This is a genomic window from Verrucomicrobiota bacterium, assembly GCA_039192515.1.
Classification (GTDB): domain Bacteria; phylum Verrucomicrobiota; class Verrucomicrobiia; order Methylacidiphilales; family JBCCWR01; genus JBCCWR01.
On record JBCCXA010000007.1, the window covers coordinates 55,674 to 77,728 of the forward strand.

The 22,055-nt window shown below is 42.8% G+C and carries 22 protein-coding genes; 12 read left to right on the forward strand and 10 right to left on the reverse strand.

All coding sequences use genetic code 11. The features are described from left to right. The first annotated feature begins 269 nt into the window (after window positions 1-269). From AAGA18_04885 to ndk, 7 genes are all read left to right on the forward strand, one after another. Window positions 270-545 (forward strand): HU family DNA-binding protein, encoded by a 276-nt coding sequence (locus tag AAGA18_04885; GenBank protein ID MEM9444670.1) that lies wholly within the window; start codon window positions 270-272, stop codon window positions 543-545. Window positions 546-649: 104 nt separating this feature from the next. Continuing rightward, window positions 650-1,276: a beta-ketoacyl synthase N-terminal-like domain-containing protein gene (locus AAGA18_04890; GenBank protein ID MEM9444671.1), complete on the forward strand. Its 627-nt coding sequence runs from the start codon at window positions 650-652 to the stop codon at window positions 1,274-1,276. Then, the gene (locus AAGA18_04895; protein ID MEM9444672.1) at window positions 1,260-1,931 is read left to right on the forward strand and encodes an SDR family oxidoreductase; all 672 of its coding nucleotides are present in this window, start codon (window positions 1,260-1,262) and stop codon (window positions 1,929-1,931) included. The genes AAGA18_04890 and AAGA18_04895 overlap by 17 nt, the downstream gene beginning before the upstream one ends. Window positions 1,932-1,996: 65 nt before the next feature. Continuing rightward, window positions 1,997-2,260, forward strand: a complete 264-nt coding sequence (locus AAGA18_04900) for a phosphopantetheine-binding protein (protein MEM9444673.1) — start codon at window positions 1,997-1,999, stop codon at window positions 2,258-2,260. Further along, complete coding sequence (locus AAGA18_04905) at window positions 2,257-3,474, forward strand: beta-ketoacyl-[acyl-carrier-protein] synthase family protein (protein MEM9444674.1); 1,218 nt, start codon at window positions 2,257-2,259, stop codon at window positions 3,472-3,474. Before AAGA18_04900 ends, AAGA18_04905 begins: the two co-directional genes overlap by 4 nt. Next, entirely contained in the window at window positions 3,467-4,828 is a 1,362-nt protein-coding gene (locus AAGA18_04910) for an MFS transporter (GenBank protein MEM9444675.1), read from the forward strand. The genes AAGA18_04905 and AAGA18_04910 overlap by 8 nt, the downstream gene beginning before the upstream one ends. Before the next feature lie 79 nt (window positions 4,829-4,907). Beyond that, window positions 4,908-5,324: a nucleoside-diphosphate kinase gene (gene ndk, locus AAGA18_04915; protein MEM9444676.1), complete on the forward strand. Its 417-nt coding sequence runs from the start codon at window positions 4,908-4,910 to the stop codon at window positions 5,322-5,324. A gap of 2 nt (window positions 5,325-5,326) precedes the next feature. Here the strand turns inward: ndk and AAGA18_04920 are convergent, their stop codons facing one another. Then, the gene (locus tag AAGA18_04920; GenBank protein ID MEM9444677.1) at window positions 5,327-6,364 is read right to left on the reverse strand and encodes a hypothetical protein; all 1,038 of its coding nucleotides are present in this window, start codon (window positions 6,362-6,364) and stop codon (window positions 5,327-5,329) included. 231 nt (window positions 6,365-6,595) lie between these two features. On the opposite strand from AAGA18_04920, the gene AAGA18_04925 reads away from it, so the two are divergent. Together AAGA18_04925 and AAGA18_04930 are read left to right on the forward strand one after the other, a co-directional pair. Next, window positions 6,596-7,570, forward strand: coding sequence for a hypothetical protein (locus tag AAGA18_04925; protein MEM9444678.1), 975 nt, complete (start codon window positions 6,596-6,598; stop codon window positions 7,568-7,570). Between the two features lie 64 nt (window positions 7,571-7,634). Further along, window positions 7,635-9,365 (forward strand): ATP-binding cassette domain-containing protein, encoded by a 1,731-nt coding sequence (locus AAGA18_04930; protein MEM9444679.1) that lies wholly within the window; start codon window positions 7,635-7,637, stop codon window positions 9,363-9,365. Window positions 9,366-9,457: 92 nt separating this feature from the next. Here the strand turns inward: AAGA18_04930 and AAGA18_04935 are convergent, their stop codons facing one another. The 4 genes from AAGA18_04935 to rplU all read right to left on the reverse strand — a co-directional run bounded on the left by AAGA18_04935 (window position 9,458) and on the right by rplU (window position 12,801). Then, window positions 9,458-10,483 carry a quinone-dependent dihydroorotate dehydrogenase gene (locus AAGA18_04935; protein MEM9444680.1) on the reverse strand — a complete coding sequence of 342 codons (1,026 nt, stop codon included), beginning with the start codon at window positions 10,481-10,483 and terminating at the stop codon, window positions 9,458-9,460. A gap of 67 nt (window positions 10,484-10,550) precedes the next feature. Beyond that, on the reverse strand, window positions 10,551-11,897 hold the full coding sequence (mnmE, locus tag AAGA18_04940) for a tRNA uridine-5-carboxymethylaminomethyl(34) synthesis GTPase MnmE (GenBank protein MEM9444681.1): 1,347 nt from the start codon (window positions 11,895-11,897) through the stop codon (window positions 10,551-10,553). A gap of 296 nt (window positions 11,898-12,193) precedes the next feature. Further along, window positions 12,194-12,460, reverse strand: coding sequence for a 50S ribosomal protein L27 (rpmA, locus tag AAGA18_04945; GenBank protein ID MEM9444682.1), 267 nt, complete (start codon window positions 12,458-12,460; stop codon window positions 12,194-12,196). Between the two features lie 26 nt (window positions 12,461-12,486). Then, complete coding sequence (gene rplU, locus AAGA18_04950; GenBank protein MEM9444683.1) at window positions 12,487-12,801, reverse strand: 50S ribosomal protein L21; 315 nt, start codon at window positions 12,799-12,801, stop codon at window positions 12,487-12,489. Between the two features lie 247 nt (window positions 12,802-13,048). Here rplU and lgt point away from each other — a divergent pair, with 247 nt between their 5' ends. The 3 genes from lgt (at window position 13,049) to AAGA18_04965 (ending at window position 15,873) form a co-directional block, all read left to right on the forward strand. Continuing rightward, window positions 13,049-13,879 (forward strand): prolipoprotein diacylglyceryl transferase, encoded by an 831-nt coding sequence (lgt, locus tag AAGA18_04955; GenBank protein MEM9444684.1) that lies wholly within the window; start codon window positions 13,049-13,051, stop codon window positions 13,877-13,879. A gap of 79 nt (window positions 13,880-13,958) precedes the next feature. Next, the gene (locus AAGA18_04960; GenBank protein MEM9444685.1) at window positions 13,959-14,885 is read left to right on the forward strand and encodes an HDOD domain-containing protein; all 927 of its coding nucleotides are present in this window, start codon (window positions 13,959-13,961) and stop codon (window positions 14,883-14,885) included. 79 nt (window positions 14,886-14,964) lie between these two features. Next, complete coding sequence (locus AAGA18_04965; protein ID MEM9444686.1) at window positions 14,965-15,873, forward strand: HDOD domain-containing protein; 909 nt, start codon at window positions 14,965-14,967, stop codon at window positions 15,871-15,873. A gap of 729 nt (window positions 15,874-16,602) precedes the next feature. On the opposite strand, the gene AAGA18_04970 is transcribed toward AAGA18_04965, so the two are convergent. The 5 genes from AAGA18_04970 to AAGA18_04990 form a co-directional block, all read right to left on the reverse strand. Beyond that, window positions 16,603-17,214 carry a hypothetical protein gene (locus AAGA18_04970; protein MEM9444687.1) on the reverse strand — a complete coding sequence of 204 codons (612 nt, stop codon included), beginning with the start codon at window positions 17,212-17,214 and terminating at the stop codon, window positions 16,603-16,605. A 15-nt stretch (window positions 17,215-17,229) separates the two neighbouring features. Continuing rightward, window positions 17,230-18,981, reverse strand: a complete 1,752-nt coding sequence (locus AAGA18_04975) for a DUF262 domain-containing protein (GenBank protein MEM9444688.1) — start codon at window positions 18,979-18,981, stop codon at window positions 17,230-17,232. Window positions 18,982-19,202: 221 nt separating this feature from the next. Then, window positions 19,203-20,057 (reverse strand): glucosaminidase domain-containing protein, encoded by an 855-nt coding sequence (locus tag AAGA18_04980; protein MEM9444689.1) that lies wholly within the window; start codon window positions 20,055-20,057, stop codon window positions 19,203-19,205. A gap of 158 nt (window positions 20,058-20,215) precedes the next feature. After that, window positions 20,216-21,529 (reverse strand): GTPase HflX, encoded by a 1,314-nt coding sequence (gene hflX, locus AAGA18_04985; protein ID MEM9444690.1) that lies wholly within the window; start codon window positions 21,527-21,529, stop codon window positions 20,216-20,218. 83 nt (window positions 21,530-21,612) lie between these two features. Then, a complete protein-coding gene (locus tag AAGA18_04990; protein MEM9444691.1) occupies window positions 21,613-22,008 on the reverse strand; it encodes a gamma-glutamylcyclotransferase family protein in 396 nt (131 codons plus the stop codon). Between the last annotated feature and the right edge of the window lie 47 nt (window positions 22,009-22,055).

Below are 22,055 nucleotides of genomic sequence, written 5' to 3' on the forward strand. Positions count from 1 at the left end.
TGCAGCTTAATATTTCATATTGTTGTCTGGCGTTTTCCCTTTCTAGGAAAGGCTATAAGAGTTGCGAGGCTAAAGAGATTCGAATTTTAAAGGGCTAATAAAGTATGGACTCTCAAAGTCAACTGTTTAAGAGGACTTAGAGGAGGTAGATTTTATAAATTAGGGTTGACCAATGGTTAAACTCTTGTATCTATTGAGTTATTCACAATATAGATGTTGGTATTTTGTGAATAACTAACCAATCCATAAGGAGTAATGAAAATATTATGATGAATCGTGCAGAACTCGTAGAAAAGATTCAAAAAGAACTTGGAAAAGAAACTAGCAAGGCGGCAGCTGAAAGAGCTCTGACTGCAGTTCTTGATAGTATCAAGGCTGGCGTCAAAAAGAGCAAAAAAGTGCAGCTTGTTGGTTTTGGTTCATTTGAAATTTCGAACCGCAAGGCTCGTAAAGGCGTAAATCCTAAGACAGGCGAAGAAATTAAGATCAAGGCATCAAAGACTATCAAGTTCAAGCCAGGTCAAGCGTTCAAAGATTCTCTGTAAGTTTATTTTTGTAATAAGCTCATATCGGCCTGAGATTCATTTCTCAGGCCGTTTTTTTGACGCATGCTTTTCAATTGTCATGCTTGTGCGTAAAGTTTTGTCGCATGGAATTAGTCATCACGAGTGCGGTAATAGCGTATGGGAGTGATAAGCATAGAAGATTGAAAGGGCTTGTTAGAGATCGGAAGATTCTCAAGGCACTCGATGATGCCGGTAAGTTGTTGCTAGAGGCGGGTGCAGGGTGTTTTAGTCTAGCAGGCATCGATATGGAAGATCATGTCGAGGAGCGTGGAGTCTCCCTTTCTGTGCCTTCTAGTCGTTGGCCAGAAGAGGTTTCTTATGGTGGGGAAATGGGAGGTATAGCAGCATGTGTAAAAGATTTACATCCGCTATGGATACTAAAATGTATTCCCAATATTGCTACTGCTGCTTTAGCCATCGAGACAAATTCACAGGGAGTGTCGCATACTACCGCAGAGGGCGGTTGGGAGGCTATGCGTCAAGGTGTTCGTGAGATTATGTCCGGAAGGACTGAAATGATGTTGTGTGGTGAGGTTCTTGTTGAGCCTAGAAGTGCTTCAGTTTTACTTCTTGAACATAGAGGACGCGCCGAAGCAAGAGGAAGAAAAGAGTATATTGAGCTGAATCATTTTTTGCTGGGTGATGCAGAGGCAAAAGAAATAGTGCTTACTAAGGCGATAGAGGAGATTCTTGATGGGTTTGCTAAATGATAAGGTAGTGTATATCACAGGATATAAGGGAGAGCTAGGGAGCAAGCTAGCACAATGCTATACTAGTTTAGGGGCGGTAGTAGTGGAGTGTGAAATGGATGTAACTAATCCAGCTTCTATAGATCAGTGTATAGATGAGACCTTGAAGCGGCATCGTCGTATAGATATTTGGGTTAATAATGCAGGAGTAAGTAGAAATTGTTTACTCGCTGCCGAAAAAGATCAAGAGTTGCGAAGGCTCTTTGAGATAAATCTAGAGAGTGTGATCAAATGTTCGCGTGCGGTAATTAAGGCTATGCTGCCAGCACGTTCCGGTGTCATTATTAATATTTCATCACTTGCAGCATGGCGCCCAGAAAATGGGCAATCTCTTTATGCCGCTAGTAAGGGAGGCGTAGAATCATTTACTAGAGCCTTAGCTAAGGAAGTAGCGGGGAAGGCAATTCGTGTGAATGCGGTAGCTCCAGGCTTTCTTGAAAGTAAAATGACTGAAGGCTTGGATGAGTCACATAAAGTGAATTTGGAAAAAAGGATACCACTTGGTCGTATGGGGCAACTAAATGAAGTCGCTGGGCTTGTCGCTTTTTTATCTAGCGATGAAGCTGCCTACATTACTGGGCAAATTGTGCGTGTAGATGGTGGGTTAGGTATGTAAGCTCTACGGTGAAATTATAGAAAGCGTTTGGTTTCGGTTGATGAAAATGCTTCTAAATAGTCTGAATGAAAGAATCTGAAATCATTGAAGGAGTCACCAGGGAGGTGGCTGAAGCTTTACAAATTCCTCAGGAAAATGTGAAGCTAGAATCTAAGCTTGGATTGGAATTAGGTGCAGAATCTATAGATTACCTTGATCTAACTTTTCGATTGGAAAAAGTCTTTGGTCTTGAAATCCCCGATGGTGAGTTATTTCAGAGTAGCTCGAGACATCCATCAACTATGTCAGTAAGAGAAGTGGTAGACTTTGTGGTAAGTCGCAAATCATGATTTCAAATTCCGCTGAGAAAAGAATTGTCATTACTGGTCTTGGAGCCGTCACCGGCTTTGGTCAGGGAGTGCAGGCGCTTCGAAAGGGTCTCGTGGAGGGCAAGTCTTGTATTCGCAAAATTGAGGATGAGGCTTTGTCTGACTTTAAATCTCAAGTGGCTGCTATGGTTCCTGCTGAGGAAACAGAAGGAGTGGCTACCGAGGATAAAGTTAATAGGATGGCGCATTTAGCTGCTTCTGAGGCCATAGCCAATGCTGAGATAGAAAAAGAAGAGATAAAGAGCTGTGCTTTGATCGGGGCTATTGGTTGGCGTTGGCCCAGTCAGCAAAGTGTTGAGTCGGGGCAAGTAGGGTCTATTTCTTACGGCGAAGGATTAAAAACATTAAAAGAGACACTTGGCCTAGGTGGCCGAGCTTCTAGCTGTCTGTCAGCTTGCGCGGCATCTACACAAGCTATCGGTCAAGCGTGTGATAGAATATTGAATGGTGAGTTAAATATGATCTTGGTGGGTGGAGCAGATGCTCGGGCTAATCCCTTGGGGATGGCAGGCTATGAAAAATTAGGAGCACTTGCTGCAGCCTGGAATGAGGAACCTTCTAAGGCCAGCCGGCCCTTTGATAAAAAGCGCAACGGCTTTGTCGTAGGTGAGGGAGCAGGATTTATTGTTTTAGAAAGTCTTAGTCAGGCGATAGCTAGGAATGTGAAGGTCTTGGGAGAAGTAGTAGGTTGGTCTTCAAATACAGACGCTTTTCGTCTTACGGATCCTCGACCGAATGGTGAACAGGCCAAGCATTGTATCAAGAAATGTTTGGAGATGAGTCAGCTACATCCACAAGAATTAAGTTGGATCAATGCTCACGGGACTTCTACTAAAGCGAATGATCGTATGGAGCTTAGAGCCTTGCATGGTGCTTTGGGGGTCGCGTTAGTAGATACTCCCATAGTGGCAATGAAATCTTTGTTTGGGCATTTGTCTATGGCTGCAGGCGTGGTCGAGACGATAGGAACAGTTCTTATGTTTGAGGAGAATGTAATCCCTAAGACTTTAAACTTTCATGAGGGTGACTCAGATCTAGACTTTTCCTTTCGTGTCAATTCTGTAACTGAGAGATTACAGGAAGTGCCTCAGGTTGTTCTAAAGAATTCCTTTGGATTTGGAGGACAGAATGCATGTTTGTTAATTAGAAGTGGTCTAGAAAATTGGAATGAGTGATATTAAACCTTCGAGTCAGAAAACAGAATTTCTTGAGGTTCTGAAGCAAAGGGATTTTTTTAGTTTGTGGGTAGGCCAGATCGTTGCCTCGATTGGTGATCGTTTCTACCAGTTTGCCATTCTCAATGTTGTGATCTTAATGAGCACGACAGTTGCCGCCGATTCCGTAACTACTGGAGTCGGCAAGGAGAGTTCTAGGATATTGTTTTTTGGAATGCTGCCTACCGTGCTTTTGTTCCCATGGCTTGGGCAAATAGTGGATCGTTTTTGTAGAAAGAGAGTCATGCTTATTACAGATTTAGTGCGGGCGGTCTGCGCTTTAACTATGCTGGTGCTTTGGGTGGGGTTAGACTTTAAGTCTCCACCATTGATGTTTTTTCTTATAGCGGTGGCGGGACTCATGAATGGGCTGTTTATACCTGCAAGACAAGCAGCGGTTCCCTTGTTGGTGGAGAGTAATCAGTTAGTTAGGGCGAATGCACTAGTGACCGTAGTAGGAATTGTGGCGAGTCTCTTTGGGGCTGCAGCAGGCTTCTTTGTGGCAGTTTTTGGAGAGCGCTCGAGTTTTATGATTACTACGGCTGGCTTTCTTTTCTCAGCATGGATGATCAGCCGGATAAAGACGTCTATGAAATTAAGGGAGAAGGTTTCCTTAAAAGCTCAATGGAGTCAGATTGGGGATATGATTAAAGCTGTGTTAGGGGATCCTATTGTCAGATTTTTATTTTTCTTTAGCGGCGGAACGCAATTCATTATTGGGTTGTTCTTTATTTTTGTTTTGGAGTATACGGTTGGGCAAATGGAGTTGCGTATACTAGAGCAATTTGCTGCTTGGTATGCAAATGTGGTGTTACAAATGGGGTTTAAGAAGCCCGAAATCAATCTGGATTTGTTAGCATTAGTCTTGCTGCTTTGTAGCACAGGCGTGGGGCTTATTTCCGGAGTAGTGATAGCAGGAAAATTTTATCATTTTTCCCATTTGGAAGGTTTGCCTATTTTGATGTTTGCGATCCTAGGGCTGGGTTTTGTAGGTTTTAGTTATGTCGAAACGCTGTCTTGGGCAATTTTTGCTAGCATGCTTATTGGTTGTACTTCTGCACTTTTGAATATTCCTATTGATTCGCGTTTGCAAGCACACGTCCAGGACCGTACACACGGCAGGGTGTTTGCCATGAAAACGGCATGGATGCATGTTTGTTTTTTGTTAGCTATGGTGCTTAATTTGAATGGCCAAATTCTAGAGTGGTTTGGTGCACAAAGAATGTTGCTGACTCTTGGATTGGTTTGCGTCGTTCTAGGCGGGATGATGGCAGTAATCTATCGTAAGCAGTTTAGTAGATTTTGGGATGCCTAAGGCAGTCATGCCCTCTGGGTACTTAAAATTTGGCGAAATCTCTTTCCATCACTATGAAAGCATGTAAATTTCGCCAGATATGGAAAAGACATTGATTTTATTGAAGCCGGACTGTGTGAGTAACAAGCATTGCGGCAAAGTGATTAGCCGCTTTGAGAAGGCTGGATTTAAAATTTTGGGTTGTAAGATGATGCAGCTAGATTCTGCCATTTTGAAGGATCATTATGCTCATGTAGCAGATAAGCCGTTTTTCCCGGAGATTGAAGCCTTTATGTCTTCATGTCCTGTGATAGCAGTAGCCTTAGAGGGTGAGAATGTGATCTCTAAGGTCAGAGAAATGGTAGGACCTACCGATTCCACCCAGGCCGAAGAAGGAACTATTCGAGGTGACCTTGGACAAGATAAAATGAAAAATATCGTTCATGCCTCTGATGGCCCGGATTCAGCCGCAGTAGAAATAAAACGTTTCTTTAAAGAGGGTGAGATATTTGCTTAGACCTAGTAGGGGCTATAAATACTAAAAGTAAGCCTTCTTACAGTAATAGAGTCAGCGTGTCCTTGATCTTCGTGAAGCTCTCGGATCATGTCCTCAGGAAAAGGTGGGAGTTGACCTCCCACTTCACGGATGGATTGAACGGCGTACTGAGCATTCATATAATGTTCATCTCCACTAATGACTTGTATGTTTGTGATTACCCCATCTGCTGTCACGTCGAAGCTTATGGCAACTGCACCTACTGAGTGTAAGCTGATATAGGGGTCTATTAGGGTTTTCCACCTGTATTCTATGGCTCGGAACATTTTGGTAATGTAAGCCCCTTTACTAGTGGCACTTATGGCGAATGAAGGCTTGCCGAAATCTTCCGCGGCACCTCTGAGTTTGCTAGCACGAATTTCTATAGATGCATCGGTAGCAGGTCTACTTGGCTGTTGACTTCTCTGGGGATTCACTGAGGTGACTTGACTTGGTGAGGCTTCTGAATTTTCGGTTGCATCTTTTAAGTCTGTCTTGTTAGGGGGACGGAATAATCCCTCATCTCTGAGAGGAAGGATCTCGGTCGTTTTAGGCCTGGGGCGTTGGAATCGTTTTTCTTTCTCAAGTTGCTGGTTTAGAGCAGTTGTTTCTTGCCTTTGTGCTTCAATCAGTTGTCTTTCTGCAGATTCAATTTTTCTAGATTTTTCTCGGTTAACAATGTGTTGTCCTGGGAGTTCTAAGCCCTCTGTAGAAGGCATGAATTTATTGCCGTCTTCTTTTTTTAAGCTAGCGGCCTTCGTATTCTCTGCTCCTTCGAAAAGGGTCTCTGGATCGGGGTCATCCGTTTTGGTTGATTCGTTGGAGTCAGCATAAAGTCTTTGCTGTTCTTCAAATAATTTTTTTAATTCAGGTGAAGGTTCAAGTAGCTTGAGGTTAATTTTTTCAGGCTCTGGTTCGGGCACCGCCTTAAGAAATTCCTGTACAAGATTTGAAAAAACAAATAGCATGATGATGAGGTGTATAAGCAAAGAAATGCCTAGGAATATGCTGACCTTTTTCATGCTTAATAAATAACTTTACACAATTTGCCTAAGATTTCTAGAGGCTGTTTAAAAAGTTTTAAGGCGGAGTGCTAGAACTAGCATTTTAGAATTGTGGGCAATTCTGGAAGCTATCAACCCTTGCCTAAAAGATGCAGTTAGTAATCATTATAGATGTTTATGCTAATGGAGATTGATAAGAATATTGACTAGACAGGTGACTAATGGACTATTATTTGGTACTTATAATAAATGAGTGAGTTGCAGATTGATCCACCCATGCTTATAAAGCGTCTTCGACCTAAGACATATTCTATAGCTATTTATATAGTAGCTTTATTTATTCTCTTAGAAGTTTTGGCTTTAGGTTTTGTTTTTTATTTTCGCAAGCAGGCGGTAGAAATCGAAAATGTCGAGGCCGCTTTGGCTGAAGAAATAGCAATTCCTTCGAGTTCTCCAGTAGAGCTTGTAGCCTCCGGCGATTCTGTCGTGGCACCTAGTGACGCAAAGTCTCGTTTGTCCATAGCTGAAGCCGAGCCCACGGAAGAAAAAATCATGAAGCTTAATGAGGAAGCTAGGCTCTTTCGTAATGATGGAGATTTTACCTTAGCAGAAGCCGCACTAAAGAATGCTCTAGCCTTGGATCCGGAGTATCCTGCTACATTGGCGAATTTAGCTATGTTGGAAGAAGCTAGAAAGGACAATGAAAAGGCCCGAAGTTACTGGATGAAAATTATCGATATGAAGGACAATGAAAAAGCAGTGGGTGTATTAGCTTTAGCCAAAGAGCGAGCCGCTTTAATTGAGGAGAGAAATCGCCTAGAAAGTGAGACGCTTGCGCGAGAAAAACAGTTATTTGAAACAACGAATGTCTTAGCCATTAAGGCTGTCAGAACTATACCAGATCCTTTGCCCGAGGAGCCTTCGTATATTGCGCGAGAGTTTGATCTAGCTTTTGTAGGAAAAGAATTGGATCCAGCTAAGGTAAAAGTTCAAGTGCTCTACTATGAAAAGGACCAAGCAGGTGAATTAGTAACTGGCCAAATTAGTGCTTCTTTTGTCAGTAAGTATCCTGATTGGAAAGGCAAAGGTGTTGAAACTTTAACCACCAAATGGTCCTCATCGAGTGGGAAAAGCTATTATGGCTACGTGATGCGTCTTTATTACGACGGTAAAGTGCAGGATGAAAGAGCTGAACCCCGATCATTACTAGAGAAAGCAAAATAAGATTGCTAGATGGTAGTGGGTAATTACCCTCAGGCTTTAAGCTAGTTTTGAAAGACGGGTTGAAATGCTCTTGCTAAACGACATTAGTCTCAAAGTCTCTCCCCAGGAAGACGCTCCCTACCTTTTAAGAGAAGTTACTCTTAACTATCCGAGAGGGCATTTTGGGGCAATTGTAGGACCTTCTGGTTGTGGCAAGAGCACGTTGCTTAAAACGATTGTGGGTCTCTTTGAACCTCAAGAGGGCAAAGTGTTTTGGGAGGGGGTTGATTTGGAGGAGCAGGATTTACATCCCACAGAACTAGGCTATGTCCCGCAATTTAGTATCTTCTATGAAAATCTAACGGTAGAGGAGTGTGTTTCCAATGCCCTTAAACTGCGCCTACATCTTCATGACAGGATAGGCTCTACTAAAGAGGCTGTAGCCAAGGTGTTGTCTGATGTCGGTCTTGAGCAGATAGCTGACCGGCGAGCTAAGGTGTTGTCTGGTGGCCAGCGTAGGCGTTTGGGATTGGCACTAGAATTAGTAAGTCGTCCGGATTTGCTTCTCTGTGACGAGGTAACCAGTGGACTAGATCCCAAATCAGAGGATGAAATTGTTCGCTTGATGAGGTATTTGGCTGATCAGGAGCGACGAATCGTTTTGAGTGTGACACACAGCATACGCCACCTTGATTTATATGATAGTATAACTGTTTTGTATGCGGGTTTTGTTGCGTATCAAGGACATCCAAATTCATTGCTGAGTTATTTTGATGTGCCAAGCGCTGAAGATATTTACCCTGCTCTATACAAGGCGGAGCCGGACTTGTGGAAACAGCATTGGCTGGAAAATGGTGACAGTTTTCGAATGGAGACATCAGGATTTTCAGAAAGAGAGTCCTCGAAAGAAAAGGATTCTCAAGAGTCTATAGCTAAGCCTGTTCGTTCCAAAAGACGCCTGCCTGGATTATTGAGTCAATGCTTGGTGCTTTTTATTCGTCGCTGGAAGTTGTTCTTCAGGGACATGAGTCAAGTGACTTTACAGGCTGCCTTGGTGATTATTTTTCCAGTGCTTGTCGTGATTTTCGCTCTTGATGGATTGCCGGATATTAAGAACATGAGCATGGATATTGGGACGGATATGTTGTCACGTCTCAAGGAGCAGATAGCCTTTACACTACAATCATTTAAAGTTGGGTCACTCGTTTCGAACTTAGCATTTTTGCAAGTGGTCCTGTTGACCCTGATGGGTTCAAATAACTCAGCACGTGAGATTGCGAGTGAACGGGCTATTTGGGAGAAGGAAAAATTAGCTGGTGTAAGAGCGATAAGTTATCTCACTTCAAAGACGATTTACCTTCTCTTTTTAGTCCTTATACAAGCAGGCTGGATGGCTTTATTTGTTAAACACGTTTGTGATTTACCGGGTGACTTTGCTCATCAAGCATTCTTACTTTTTTTAGCGACAACTGCTATGACAACCACTTGTTTGGCTATCTCAGCTTGGGCTAAAACAGCCGAACAAGGCTCTCTGATTGCGATTTATTTGGTGGGGTTCCAGGTGCCACTGTCAGGTGCTATTCTAGATATGCCTGATTACCTTGAACTAATTTCTAGGCCTTTTATTACAGCCTACTGGGCGTGGTCTGGTTATATACAGACTATGCAAGAGACCCGCTTTTATGACCTGGTTATTCAAATTGCGCCAACGAATGTTCTTAGTCTTGAAGCAGCGCAATGGGTCTTGATTAGCCAAATTTTGTTAAGCTTGTTGATTGCGTTCATAGGTTGTGCCCGCGGGCAGTGGAGTGATTAAGATCTTCTCCTTAAGCCAATCTTGGGACAAGCGATTTAAATCTATCACAACCCAGAACGATGTTATATTTGGCGTAGTTAGAGGGAACTCAATTATCTTTCACAAATGACTCTACAAAAAGTGGGTCCTTCATAAATAAATCCTGTGTAAGCTTGTAATAGAGAGGCCCCTGCGTCGAGCTTTTCTCTAGCATCGCTTTGATTGAAGATGCCTCCTACACCAATGATTGGTAGCTTTCCCTGAGTTTCTCTTGATATGAAGCGAATGACTTGAGTGCTTTTTACTCGAGCGGGCGATCCACTAAGACCTCCTTTTTCATTGATGGACTCTCTTACTTTTGAGTGGTCGATCGTTGTGTTTGTCGCGATGATGCCATCACAGTCAGCATCTTGAATACAATCAAGAACTTCCATAATCTGTTGCTTTTCAAGGTCTGGGGCAATTTTGACAAGTATGGGAACTTCTTTGGTGTCTTGCAGGGAATCCTTCTTATTCTCTTTTTGTAATATTTTAAGGATTTTAAGCAGCTGATCTTTTTCTTGAAGGCTTCGCAATCCCGGTGTGTTAGGAGAGCTTACGTTAATGGCAATATAGTCAGCATAAGGTCTTAGCTTTTGGAAGGATTCTAGATAATCCTCAGCAGCTTCTTCGATTTCCGTAACTTTAGATTTACCGATATTGATTCCGACTGGAATAGAGGGCCAAGTTTTATTTTGTTTATAGCGTTGAAGTTTAGTGGCGATAGCGTTTGCGCCATTATTAGGGAAGCCCATCCGGTTGATGAGTCCTTGGTGTGAAGCAATCCGAAAAATGCGAGGTTTGGGATTCCCCGGTTGTGCCTGGCAGGTAACTGTCCCAAGTTCGACGTGGCCAAATCCTAACTTGGGCCAAGCAGGTAGCGCTTCAGCATTCTTATCAAATCCAGCGGCTAGGCCTATGCGATTTGGGAAAGTGATACCCCAAAGCTTTATAGGATCTGATTCTAATAAGCTTGTCCAAGGCGAAATAAAGCGAGCGATAGGTGTTTTGGAAAGAGCGGCGAGTGAGATATGGTGGACCCGTTCGGGGTCTAATAGGAAGAAAAGAGGTCTCAATAGATTTTGATATAGATTTATCATAGTGGTAACCCACGATAATGGCCGCTAGTGAATCAAATGAGAAGTAGAATAGAATGTTAATGAGGCTTTATTTGCCTATACAGAAGGAAGCAAAGAGTTTATCTAAGATATCTTCATTGGTGCGCTTGCCTATGATTTCTCCCCAAGCATCCATCGCGAGCCTTAGGTCCGAGCTGACAAGCTCTGGTGGAGCATTTTGCTGACTTGCTTCTAAAGCGCGTTCTAACGATTCTTTAGCAGCAAGAAGTTGTGTTTCGTGGCGGTTATTGATTGCCACCATATCTGAGTCACTTCTCTCTTCATGCAGTCCTAATTTTTTGGTGACCTCCTTTTTTAGTAATTCAAGACTAGCGAGGTCATGTGTTGATATTTCTAGACCTTGGTGGTTGCTTCTGCGGGGCAGGTCGGTCTTAGTTAGGCAAATGATTATCGGTGTGGATTTTTCAAATGATTGGACTTCTAGTGGATTCTGGGCTTCAGGGTCGGATGAATCAATGAGACTGAGAATTAAATCAGCTTGTTCCAAAGCCTTGAGGCTTCGAGATATCCCAAGTTGCTCAATTTCGTCTGCTTGTTCATTAGAGCGGATTCCTGCGGTATCAATAAGGCGGATGTATATGCCATGCAGTATGAGTCCTTCCTCAATAGTATCGCGAGTAGTTCCTGGTGTGCTTGACACAATCGCGCGGTCTTTTTGAATCAGTGCATTGAGGAGGCTTGACTTGCCTGCATTTGGCGCTCCTGCAATGGTCACCTTGACACCTTCACGTAGCCTTCTGCCTTCTTTTGCGTAGGAGAGAAGCCGCTTGTCAGCGTCGATTAGTTCACGGATTTTTTCGATGAAGCCTTCTCCAATTTCTGGTTCTATGTCTTCCTCAGGAAAGTCAATGTAAGCTTCAAGGTGAGCAAGAAGGTGTAGGAGCTTTTCTTGAAGCTCGGTAATTTGTTGGCCAAGCTGTCCTGCTTGTAGCTGCTGGGCTGCTTTTAATGAGCGCTCACTTTTGGAATGGACTAGATCCATGACTGCTTCAGCTTGAGTGAGATCTATTTTTCCGTTGAGGAATGCGCGTTCCGTGAATTCACCAGGCCTTGCAGCCCGGAGATTGGGATAGCCCTGTTGAATAAGAGTTTTTATAATTGAGTCAGCAATCAACATATTTCCATGGCAGGAAATTTCGATGAGATCTTCTCCAGTGTAGGACTGTGGATTATTCCATGTCGTGATAACAACATCATCTAGGCGTTCCCGTTTAGAATCATATATGACTCGGTAACAAATCGAAGCCTCATTAATAGACTTCGATAGAAGACTATTAATAGTTTCAATAGCCTTAGGTCCGCTAAGACGAATAATTGCCAGGGCGGATGGGCCAGGAGGTGTGGCTAGGGCGATGATTGTGTCCTGGTTGTGCATGGTTGATGATGGTAAGGATTGTTTTAAGCCGAATGATGCTATGGAAACTTAAAGATCTGCGCAAGCTCTTGGCCCGAAGCAGCATAGGGTCTTCTAGAGGTATCAGCTTGGGATACATCTTTATCGACTCTCTTTTCCCTTTGACTCAAGCTTTTGCGCATCTCGTTCAACTTCTATTGCATCATCCAAGTTTAATTTTTAGACATAGAAATAGGGCGCAGGGGGGGCTGCGCCCTATTATGGGGTGGGTGAGGGTCTTTGCGACCCTCATGAGGAAATTCTATGGGGAAGGGGAATCAGTTTCTGGCAGCAGCAGTTAACTTAGCTTGCACGTGCACTTTGCGGTTTTTTTTGTCAAATGACACCTCGCCGTCTGCTAGCGCAAATAGGGTGTGATCTCTTCCGAGACCAACATTTTCTCCTGGGTGGTATTTGGTGCCGCGTTGGCGCATGATAATGTTACCTGCGATGACTTGCTCGCCACCAAATTTCTTAACTCCAAGACGCTTGCTTTTGCTATCGCGTCCGTTGTTTGTGCTTCCTTTACCTTTTTTATGTGCCATAGCGGGTGACTCCTAGTAAAATTAACTTAGCCTTTAATTTTGTCGACCTTAACACGCACATAGCGCTGGCGGTGGCCTACGGTGCGGTGGTAGCCTTCTCTGCGGCGATATTTGAAAGCAACTACTTTGTCTCCTTTGACTTCACCAATGACTTCAGCACTAACCGAAGCCCCTGAGATGGTAGGCTTCCCAACGGTAACCTGGTCGCCATTGGACACCAGAAGAACTTCTGAAAATTCAGCTTTTTTGCCATTTTCTAAGTCATCTAGCAGCTCGACGTCTAAAACATCGCCTTCTTTGATTCTGTATTGTTTTCCGCCTGTTTTGATTACTGCAAACATAGTTTCTATCCTGGTTAAGGGATTTGAGATAGTGCCTGTTTTTTGAGGTGTTGCAAGTATTTTTTACGAGAGCGCGTGGTTAACTTAAACTCGAACGAAAGATAAATCTTTGTTGGCTCTATTTTCTCTGAAGATCAAGTTTTTACTTATCTTGATGATGTCCTAGTGCCCATGACACAGAGTAAGCTCTGCGCGAGAAATTTGATTTTGTGTTGGTGTTTCTGATGAGTTTCGGCACAAAGAACTTATGTTGATTCTGGCAGAGACCTATTGGCACTTTGAGCCGAAGCCGATCTTGTTTGAACTCTGGGGTGGTTTTTCTATCCGCTACTACAGCTTGGCCTATTTGCTCGGTTTTTTCGCTCTCTATTGGGGATTGATTAAGTTTCACGCCTGGAAATGGTCCTCTTTAAATAAGGACCAAGTGGCTGATTTTGTTGCGTGGATGGTAGCTGGAGTCCTCATTGGTGGACGCCTTGGGTATTGTTTGCTGTACGATCTAGAAACTACGCTAGCTAACCCTATCTCTGTAATAGATTTCTGGAGCCACGGAGGCATTCAGGGAATGGCCAGTCATGGAGGCTTCTTGGGCGTGGTAGGAGCTATTTTTTTATATGCCAAGAGGCATGGGCATTCCTTTTGGCAGTTGCTAGATAATTTAGTGGTCATTGCACCGATTGGGTTGTTTTTGGGCAGAATAGCTAATTTTATCAATGGGGAGCTATGGGGACGTCCAACAGACCTTCCTTGGGCAGTTGTTTTTCTAAATGACCCTCTAAGGGAGCCTAGGCATGCTTCTCAGTTGTACCAGGCCTTAGGTGAAGGCTTCCTCCTTTTCTTCGTTATTTTCTGGCTTCGTAGGAAGAGCCTTAAACCGGGTGTGACCTCCCTTAGCTTTTTGGCTATTTATTCTAGTGTTCGCTTTTTTGTAGAATTTTTCAGAGAAAAAGATTCTCAGTTCAATGCACCTAATGCGCCCGCTTTCTACGAATACATAAGCCAGGGTCAAATACTATCGGTTATTGGATTCATATCAGCTTTGGTTTTGGGGTTCCTTGTAATTCATAAAAACAAGTGATAAGCAGTAGATAGACGATAAAGCAGTTCTAAAGCCCCCTTAGATAAGGCCGATATGTCTTAGGAAGGTCTATCTATTTATGAGTTTACCTGATATTGTTGAAGTAGAGCAACAAGAGAATCTACCAGAGCCATTGGCAAAAGATTCGGTAGAAAGAGCCACACAACTTCTAAGTGAAGTGGAGGATATCCCATCGGCACCACCGGTTGCCTTTAAGCTTCTATCCATGCTTAAAAAGCGCAATCAGAATAATGATGAAGTGGTAGAAATCATTAAATACGATGCCAATCTTACCGCTTCGGTTTTGAAGGCATGTAACGCGGGCGTATATAAAGGAATTAGTGAAGTCAGCTCTATTGAGGATGCTGTTCTTAGAATTGGCTACCAGCGACTCAATGAGGTAGTTGTCGCGTTGAGTGTCGGTAAGGTTATTAATAAGACAAAGAGAGAGACCTATATAAGTCCATATGATTTATGGAGAGAAACCTTAAGAAGTAGCTTTGCGGCGAAGGAGTTAGTTGGGGAGTGTAAAGCTCTAACAATTGACCCCAATTTAGCATTTACTGTAGGTCTTTTAAGCCATATGGGGCGCTTTGCACTTATGAACTGGCCCTCGGAGGAAACGCTCAAGATACCTGAATTAATGCAGAAAGATAGGGTGCCGTATCATGAAGCAGAGTATAGCGTATTGGGGACGACATCATCAGTTATTGGTTATATTTTGTTAGAGCAATGGAACTTGCCTAAAGAAATGGCTGAGGCCACCTATTTTAAAGACTTTCCTGAGTATAGCAGCGATGCTGAGAAATTATCCTATCTCTCGTACATGGCAGGGGTTTGCGCCGATCTTGTTGATGAAGAAGATCCCGTTGCTGTTTTTGATGAGAGAGTTCCTGAGGATGTCATGAAGACCATTGGGCTCACTCGTGAGGGTATGGGTCAGGTTATGGACCAGATGGAAGCAAAAGCTACCGAGATCCAGGGCTACATGATGGTAGCGGGATAGTGTGCTTTCGAAAGGGTATGAGATATCTATAATCCCTAAGAAGTTTGTATCATTGGTATGCATAAAATATTAGGCTGCTGTGGAAGAAAAAATACGAGAGGGGTTACCTGGTTGCTTGTCTGAAGAATCCGTAGCGGAAGCTAAGGCAATTTTGTCACAGATAATTAATATTCCATCAGCTCCCCCGGTTGCCTTTAAACTCCTTTCCAAGCTTAAAAACGCAAGTCAAAATAATGACGAGGTCGTAGAGATCATTAAATATGATGCCAATTTAACTGCATCTGTCTTGAAAGTTTGCAATTCGGGTATTTTCCAAGCAAAGACAGAAGTCCGGTCTATAGAAGATGCTATTATACGGATAGGCTATCATAAACTTAATGATATGGTCGTTACCATCAGCTTAGGGAAAGTCTACACGAAGCCCAAAAAAGGCAATTACATTAGTCCTGAATATCTATGGCAGGAGACTCTAAGGGGCAGCTTTGCTGCCAAAATTTTAGCAACGGAGTGTCCAGTGCTAGCGATAGACCCGGATTTAGCCTTTACAGTAGGCCTATTGAGCAATATGGGGCGTTTTGCTCTTATGAATCTGCCTTCAGCGATACCATTAAAAATTCCCGACGTCATCAGGCAAAATAATTTGAGGGAGTATGAAGCGGAATATCAAGTCTTAGGCACGACTACGGCGGTAATCGGCTCGATTTTACTTCAGTCCTGGAAATTACCAACTGCGATTGTTGAAGCCACGTATTTTCGTGACCTGCCTCAGTATTGTCCGGGGGCGACCCAATTAGCTTATATCTGTAACATGGCTGGCGTTTTTGCTCTTGTCGTGGGTAACGAAGCGCCGTCAGAGTATTTTAAAAGTGTTGTCCCACAAGAAATTCGTCGTGTGATGGGCCTGGAGGACGGGATGATAGAGAGAGTTTTAGAGCAGGTAGAAGCAAAGGCCTCGGAAATCCAAAGCTATATGGGGGCAGTATCCTGATAGTGTCCTATGATTGTTCCCAAAGGCTAATCGTACCGCTTGGCTTGGAGGAGATATCGCTCCGACCGTTGTAAGTGATGACCTCTCCTTGAGGAGAAATAATCACAAGCTTGGGAATTCTTTGTACTTCGAATTGCTTTTGAAGTCAAAGGATAGCCATTACATTTTTGCCTTATTTATGTAGGCCCTTTGATCTTTCTCGGATCTATTACTTCTGACAAATACGATTTCGAAATCAGTTTGATTTTTATTCCTAAAATGAACCAGTTTGGGGTAAATTCACCGCAGGGTCTATACCAGGATGCTGAGAAATAAACGCCTACATACTTTCCATTTAAAATTCCACTAGCAATTTCTTTGTCCGTAGAATCAACTAGGTCTGAATGGAATAGTTCCTTCCAGTGAGGCTTAGGTTAGAGCTTGTTTTGAAGTCTATATACTGCTGATATTTTTTCGCCAAATCCGCTAGCAAGACAGTAATTCTCTTCTTGTCGTATTATCGCTGTAATATGACTTTGTCGCCATGAACAAATACAAGTGATGCCTTGATGGTTGCCATCCTTTTTAGTTCATGTGTGGGCGGGTGATATGTTACATGCCATCAGGAAAATTGAAATTGTCAGGATCTAACGACTTACAATACCCACAATATCATAGTTTATCTTAGCGATGGAGATCCACAAACCTATCGAAGGCCTGTGCTAATGCCCATGATTGTATGATACAGGTTCACGTGAATTGAGCTAGAAATTTCAATTCCTGTTGCGATAAAGTGGCTTTTTTTGCGAGCTTTAGTTGAGGCTTTTTCTTTGTGGATATCTCAAAGAAAATATTTTTTATGAGCTCTTTATCACCAATTTTAATGACAGCTTTTGAGGATAGAATTTGTTTGTCTAAGCATTTGAGTTTTTTTTGAAGTTTTTCGGTATATTCACAAGTGGGCGAAACTGACGATCTGTTTGTTGCAGTGTTAGTTGCTATTGGTTTGGAGATAATCTGTGGGGACTTTGGATCTTGGCTAGCGGCATTCTTTAGCTCTAGAAGGTATTTGTCGTGGTTTGCATAAGAACGCTGGATTTGGCTTATTTCGTTCCAAGTCTCTTTATCGGGTAGAGGCTTTGGAAATATGAGAGTGTATTCACTCTTATCGGGGTGATAACCCGGTTTGCCAAAATAGCTGTTTGAAGTTTTTCTAGTGCGAGTGTTACTGGCTGAGGTACAAACTCTAGCAAAAATGGTTAGGACTCTTTTTTCTCTGATGGCATCCCGCAAGTCATTCCCAATGACTTGAAGAGATGGGGTGCCGCAGAGTTTGATGACGGTTTTAATTGATGTAGGCATAAGGTATTATTGATTCTACAGATCCGTGGGGCGCTTCCAGATGTCTAAAATATGTTCTGAAAGTATTTTAGTTCTGTCGCGTATGTGGTTGATTTTCCATTTTTTACAAGAGGAGAAATACTTATTGAGGTAAAGGCCACTTTCCTTGAGTAATATTTTTTTCTCAGGGAATTTTCTATTTGATAGTGTAGCTCTGTATGGGACAAGAGTGATATTTCCAATATGGTTTAGATATGGTTGATGTAATGTAGAATATTTTTCGCCGATTTCCTTTTTCCACCAATTGGTAAGTGAGTAAGGCATGATGTGTTCTAGGCTTTGAGCTTTTTGGGGAGGCTGAGCGTTGTTGGAGAGCATGGCCTCTATTCGTTGAAATATGTATCGGAGCTTTTGAGCTTGTATTCCTGTGCTGTTGAAATCTCTTGTCTCAAGAGCTTCTTTAACTGTTTGGTTGTCTGGGATATAATCTTGTGTGAACGACTTTATCAGAGACTCAAAGAAGGGAGCGTGTTCCGAAAGCTTTATAGCATCTTGAATGATTTTGTGAAGTGTAAGAGCCAATTTGGAGGTACTTAATTGGCAGATAAATCTCCTGACTAGTAAGCTTTCTAGTAGTTGCAGGATCTTGTTGAATTCTGTTTCCTTCAGCTTTTGTTGCTTAGGTAAGGGAGACTTGGTTCGAAAGTGAAAGAAAAGGGTAAGAAGAGTAGGGGTCAATGCAGGGCAATCAAATTTTTTGAGCCAAAGTAATTGCTTGCTTATGTTTTCAGAGAGCTCATTACTAGGGTCGTATATTGTCTGGTAATGGATAGAAAATTCTGAGAGTTGAATAAGAAAGGACTCTATCTGGAAATCGGTTTCGCCCACTTTCTCTTCAAGCTCATGATAGATATTTCTTTCTCTTAGAACTGGGTTTTCAATAGAGAGAACGTCTTTTAAGAAGGTATCTATCTTACTTTCCTGCGAGTCTTGCTCTACAGACAAAAGTCTCTCTTCAATTGGGCTCCAGTAGTATCCATGCATTCTTTTTTGAAGTGCTGGGCTAGAGAGTTTCATAAAAATATAACTTCGACAGAGGTCCGACTGGGCAAGGTCAAGACCCTTGCTGTTGAGGCTCTGAAAGATGAGAGCTGGATTATCAGCTTTCTCAAGTTGGATTTCTACTGCTATCAAATTGTTTGAAACCAGCTTGAGGAGTGTCTCAAGAGCATTTGCCTGCTGATCAATTTGAGTCGTATAGATATAACGTTGTATATAGGATTGAAAGGCTATCAGGCTATTGTGAATAGGGTGTGTAGTGATACTCGCAGGCAGCGGATTGCCATTGATAATGGTAGAAAGCGTTTCGTGATCTCTGTTTGTTTGAGAGGCAACCAGCCGGAGCTTTCTTTGTCCTGCCTCGTTTGGGTTTAAAAGAAAATGTTGGTTGAGATGGTCAACTAGTTGAGAGTGTTCTAGATGCCTGGCATAGTCTCTGATAACACTCAGCAAAGTAAGTAATGTGATAATACGTTGTTGGCCGTCAATAATAATGAATCGTGGTATCGTTTCGCTGCCTTTGCTAATAATTTTTTGCGTGACGATGGATCCGAGGAAGTGATTCTTGCCCTTTAAGCATCTTTCACAGATATCTGTCCAAAGTTCTAAAACTTGCCCTCCAGCATCCTTCTCTAGTGAGAGCCACTGGTAGTGCCTCTGAAAAACAGGTATTTGAAAGACCTTTGGCCCTTTAAGAAGCTGCTCAATAGTAATACTCCTAGCTAACATAGACTTTGAACCTGAATGATGTAACAGAGACTGAAAGACTTGTGCTAGACCTTGGCTTCAAGAAACATAGAGTTTCCCAGAAGAATGCCCTTTTACGCTCCTCGTCCGACTTTTAATCTATCATTCTGGTCAAAGCCTATATTTAGCTATGGTAAAAAGCAATAAAGGTCCTGGATAGTTATGTTTTTAAAATTTAGTGCGGATAGTTAAGCACTGGTTGACTAGTTTTGAACAGGAATTGTCGCTTCCGAAATAGGCTGAAGTTGGGCTACTTTCTGTGGTGCTGCCTTTTGAAGTGGAACATCTAAGCCTGATAGATTGTGGCGTTCCATGATCATTTTGATACGAGAGAGATAGTTGTCATCTGGGCAATAACCTCCGTCTAGAACTGCCCTGACAAAATTTACTCCATCACTGTGGTCGAAGGCAGCTTTGTATCGATCGCTTGCTGCTAAAAAGGAGCCATACCCCTCTACCCCGGATCTGAAGTCATCATAAATTCGGAAAGGTTGCATTCTTCTAACTCCTGAATCAGTTGTCGGCATTTGAGCCACTCCCCCTGTCCATGCCTTATCAAAAGCTTTAATGCCAAAATAGTTGTGATGTTCGAGAGCTAAGTCACTCTCTCCATATCTGCTTTCATAGATAGCCATGGAAATGGTGGCTGAGGCAGGAATGGAATGCGTAATTTGCAGCCTGAGAGCTTCAGGTATGATGTTGCTCATGAATTCACGTCTTTTGCCAGTCAGCGGGCTTACTATTTTTTGAATGTGGCTGGCGATGTCTAAAGTTTGTTGTGTTGAGTAATAATTGACACTGTGAAGTCGAGCGATGTCTGATTGCAAGGCTTGGACGAGTTGAACATATTGCTGATGTTCAAGGCGTTGTTCGATGATGCGATTAATGGCCACGCCGATGATGAATGCGCTTAAAAGAATAACCCCTACGAGTGATGCAGTAATCCATCCAATGGTTTGCTTCAGTTGTCTGCTTCCCCAGCGTCTGTTGGGTAACTTACTGATTTTACCGTACGGTGCTAGTGCAAGTGAGGGGCCTATATCTTTCGGTGCGTTCATTTTATGAAACCTTCCTTTGTTGACATAAATCCACTGAGCATAGACTATGCCATCTAGTAGAAATTTTACTTACCATATTCACTATAATTGCTTAATCATTAAAATCAAGCTATTAGTTTCTATTTACCGCATTTAATTTTATTTGATCTCTAAGTCATTCACCTTGAAGCCCTTGTATTAATCTCGACCGTTTTATCGGATTCTTTGGCAAATTGTTCAAAATGAGGCACAATTTTTGCGGGCACTGATGCTACTACGGTAGTGATAGCGTCTCTGTATTCAATATGCAGTACATTAGCCTCCCGGTATAATCTGGCAATGAGGTCTGCTCTTGCGTGGGGTATCTCAAGATGCAAGTTTAAAGATTCTTCTTCGACGAGCTGACAGAGTAAGTGCTCTAACTCAAAGAGTCCTTGCCCACTTTTTAGAGATATGAATATGGCGTCTGGAAAGTGAAGTTTTAGAGAGGCAATAATACTTGGGTCACTCAACTTATCTACTTTGTTGAAGACTGTGATGGTCTTTTTTCCCCGCGCACCTAATTCTTCGAGAACATCAAGGGTTGTGCGGTGAAATTGGTAGACCTGGGGTTGACTTGCATCCAGTAGATGAATGAGAAAATTAGCGATAGTGGCCTCTTCTAGTGTGGACTTAAAAGCTTCGATAAGTTGATGCGGTAGACGGCGTACAAAACCTACTGTATCAGTAAGTAGAAGCGGCTGTTGATTAGGCAGGGCTATTTTCCGAGTAGTGGTGTCTAGTGTGGCAAAAAGTTTGTTCTCAACTAAGATATCTGCCTTGGTTAACGCTGTGAGCAGGGAGGATTTACCTGCGTTAGTGTATCCTACAATGGCAGCATTTGGAACAGGGACGCGTTGTCGTTCCTTTCTTTGTGTGGCACGTCTCAGTCTAACCGCGGCGAGTTCCTTCTGAACTTGGGTAATGCGGCTGCGAATCATTCGCTTATCTAGCTCTAGCTGTGTTTCACCTTCCCCTTTAGTCCCAATACCTCCACCTTGTTGCCCCAAGTGGCTCCATGCCCTAGTAAGTCTCGGTAAATTATACTGTAATCGTGCTAGCTCTACTTGAAGGCGAGCTTCTTTTGTTTGGGCCCGGTTTGAGAAAATATCTAGAATCACCTCCTGTCTATCGATGACACAAACAGAATGCAGAGCTTCCCAATTTCTTTGTTGCGCAGGTGTTAGAACATTGTCGAAAATAATGACATCAAGGTTGAGATCTCTCACAATATCGATCATTTCCTCTGCCTTGCCTTTACCCATTAAGTACCGCGCTTGAGGCTGACGAATCTGAACGAGTTCTTTGGCAAAAACGGGGACGCCCATAGTATCGACCAGTTCTTCGAGCTCAGATAAAAGGTCTTGAGCCAAGTCAGGGTCCTCGCCTTTCTGATAAATCCCTATGAGTAGGGCGCGCTCTACCATTTTGGGTTTTTCGTGAATATCAAACATAGAATTATTCTTATCTTATTATAGCAGGCTAGCTAGTGCTTGTCTCGGATAGATCTTAAAATCAATTCGACATCCCGGATATCCTAGTGATTTAGGTAGTCTCCATTTTCAATGATTTTAAGGGATGTGGTAGGACGATTGTAGAGATAAACCCAAGCATCTAAAGATGTGTTGTTATTCATATGGATGGTAGCAAGCGTGCGCACAAATATAGAGGAATCCTTATCCAGCTCGGGGTAATAAGCTTCATATTCATCGAGTTTGGGTAGGATAAGTTCGGGCTGCTTCAGCTTAAATACTTCGCCGATTACTAAATCATCTTTAGAATAGGAGGGAATCACTCCGGGGTAGTCTTCTACATGAAAGAGCTTGCCCTGATAAGATCCTGAACCCACAAGAATGCTGTGGTTTTGAAGGAATTCAGACATGGGATGATCGAAGGAAGGTCGCAAGGTTCCATATACAAATAAGCAATCCATAAGGGACTGTCATACACACTTTTCCTGGAAGAAAAAGCTCTAGTGTC

Bases quoted from the DNA above. Each gene is read 5' to 3' on its own strand.
- AAGA18_04885 (MEM9444670.1), top strand. From the start codon at position 270: ATGAATCGTGCAGAACTCGTAGAAAAGATTCAAAAAGAACTTGGAAAA.
- AAGA18_04890 (MEM9444671.1), top strand. From the start codon at position 650: ATGGAATTAGTCATCACGAGTGCGGTAATAGCGTATGGGAGTGATAAG.
- AAGA18_04895 (MEM9444672.1), top strand. From the start codon at position 1,260: ATGGGTTTGCTAAATGATAAGGTAGTGTATATCACAGGATATAAGGGA.
- AAGA18_04900 (MEM9444673.1), top strand. From the start codon at position 1,997: ATGAAAGAATCTGAAATCATTGAAGGAGTCACCAGGGAGGTGGCTGAA.
- AAGA18_04905 (MEM9444674.1), top strand. From the start codon at position 2,257: ATGATTTCAAATTCCGCTGAGAAAAGAATTGTCATTACTGGTCTTGGA.
- AAGA18_04910 (MEM9444675.1), top strand. From the start codon at position 3,467: ATGAGTGATATTAAACCTTCGAGTCAGAAAACAGAATTTCTTGAGGTT.
- ndk (MEM9444676.1), top strand. From the start codon at position 4,908: ATGGAAAAGACATTGATTTTATTGAAGCCGGACTGTGTGAGTAACAAG.
- AAGA18_04920 (MEM9444677.1), bottom strand. From the start codon at position 6,364: ATGAAAAAGGTCAGCATATTCCTAGGCATTTCTTTGCTTATACACCTC.
- AAGA18_04925 (MEM9444678.1), top strand. From the start codon at position 6,596: ATGAGTGAGTTGCAGATTGATCCACCCATGCTTATAAAGCGTCTTCGA.
- AAGA18_04930 (MEM9444679.1), top strand. From the start codon at position 7,635: ATGCTCTTGCTAAACGACATTAGTCTCAAAGTCTCTCCCCAGGAAGAC.
- AAGA18_04935 (MEM9444680.1), bottom strand. From the start codon at position 10,483: ATGATAAATCTATATCAAAATCTATTGAGACCTCTTTTCTTCCTATTA.
- mnmE (MEM9444681.1), bottom strand. From the start codon at position 11,897: ATGCACAACCAGGACACAATCATCGCCCTAGCCACACCTCCTGGCCCA.
- rpmA (MEM9444682.1), bottom strand. From the start codon at position 12,460: ATGGCACATAAAAAAGGTAAAGGAAGCACAAACAACGGACGCGATAGC.
- rplU (MEM9444683.1), bottom strand. From the start codon at position 12,801: ATGTTTGCAGTAATCAAAACAGGCGGAAAACAATACAGAATCAAAGAA.
- lgt (MEM9444684.1), top strand. From the start codon at position 13,049: ATGTTGATTCTGGCAGAGACCTATTGGCACTTTGAGCCGAAGCCGATC.
- AAGA18_04960 (MEM9444685.1), top strand. From the start codon at position 13,959: ATGAGTTTACCTGATATTGTTGAAGTAGAGCAACAAGAGAATCTACCA.
- AAGA18_04970 (MEM9444687.1), bottom strand. From the start codon at position 17,214: ATGCCTACATCAATTAAAACCGTCATCAAACTCTGCGGCACCCCATCT.
- AAGA18_04975 (MEM9444688.1), bottom strand. From the start codon at position 18,981: ATGTTAGCTAGGAGTATTACTATTGAGCAGCTTCTTAAAGGGCCAAAG.
- AAGA18_04980 (MEM9444689.1), bottom strand. From the start codon at position 20,057: ATGAACGCACCGAAAGATATAGGCCCCTCACTTGCACTAGCACCGTAC.
- hflX (MEM9444690.1), bottom strand. From the start codon at position 21,529: ATGTTTGATATTCACGAAAAACCCAAAATGGTAGAGCGCGCCCTACTC.
- AAGA18_04990 (MEM9444691.1), bottom strand. From the start codon at position 22,008: ATGGATTGCTTATTTGTATATGGAACCTTGCGACCTTCCTTCGATCAT.